At 39.2% G+C, this 1,152-nt stretch carries 1 protein-coding gene; it reads left to right on the forward strand.

Annotation, left to right across the window (positions count from 1 at the left end):
• Positions 1-1,152, forward strand: a 1,152-nt coding sequence (locus tag ACFIO3_RS13455; protein WP_375704625.1) for a PEP-utilizing enzyme, incomplete at both ends; no start/stop codon positions are given.

A 1,152-nucleotide genomic window follows, 5' to 3' on the forward strand; every position in this document is an offset into this window, starting at 1 on the left:
ATGCACGACCAGCTTCTCTTTGGGTTGATTTTGCGAAAAAGGCTCAAAGCTCTATCAGAGTTCGCCATGGTCAATATACCGTTGAAATGAAAAATTTAGTTGGTTTATTGCAATTAGGAGCAAAAAACGGTGATGTTCTGATTTTTTCTACAGATGCTGCAGAAGGAGCACAACTTCTCAATGATGCCATTGCTATTGCAAAAAAAGTGAGTATTAGCGAAAAATGTCTGATGAGAGCAATGGAATCTCAAACAAAGGCTTTTCATGGTTGGTATCCACGCTCTATGCAAAAAGGCATTTCTGGTGTTGGAGCGAGTTCAGGATTAGCATTTGGTAAGATTTTTGTTTTAAAGCAAAATGATATTTCCATAATAGATCAGCCAATTGATTTTGCAGCTGGTGCAGCATGTCTTGAAAATGCTCTTACAAAAACAAAACATAAAATGGCATCTGTGATTTCTGATATTACAGTGCGTATGGGAGCAGATTCTGCTGCGATTTTTTCTGCGCAAATGGTTTTGCTTGAAGATGAAAATTTAATAGCTCAAGCTTGTCGTTTTATAGCGGAAGGTCATGGTGTCGCTTGGTCTTGGGATAGAGCGGTTCATCAATTTTCAGATATGTTTTTTAAGGTAGATAATCCTTTGTTAGCAGCACGTGCTGTTAATTTAGTTGATGTTGGTCGACGTGTTTTAGGTGAAATCAATCCATCCTATAGATCGTTCTTTTTAAATGATATTCCACATGGTGTAATTCTGGTTACAAATGACCTTTCTCCTTCTGATGTAGCACAACTTGATTGTACAAGGGTAAAAGGATTAGCAACAGCATGGGGAGGTCCGTTATCTCATACAGCTATTTTGGCGCGTACTCTTGGTATTCCAATGGTTGTTGCTGCAGGTGATGATATTTTAGCAATTCAGTCTGATATTCAGGCTATTATTGATGGCGATAACGGGTTTATTTACCTTGATCCTACGCTTGAAGACGTTGAAGATGCTCAAAGGCATATTGATACTGTTGCGCAAAAACGTGTCAGTGAAATAAGTGCGTGTAGATTACCAGCGCAAACGACAGATGGTCAAAGAATTCGTATCATGGCTAATGTCAACTACGCAAATCAGGTTCCTGTTGCGCTTGATTTGGGGGCTG

The sequence above is a fragment of the Bartonella sp. AD328YNZD genome (genome assembly GCF_042196425.1).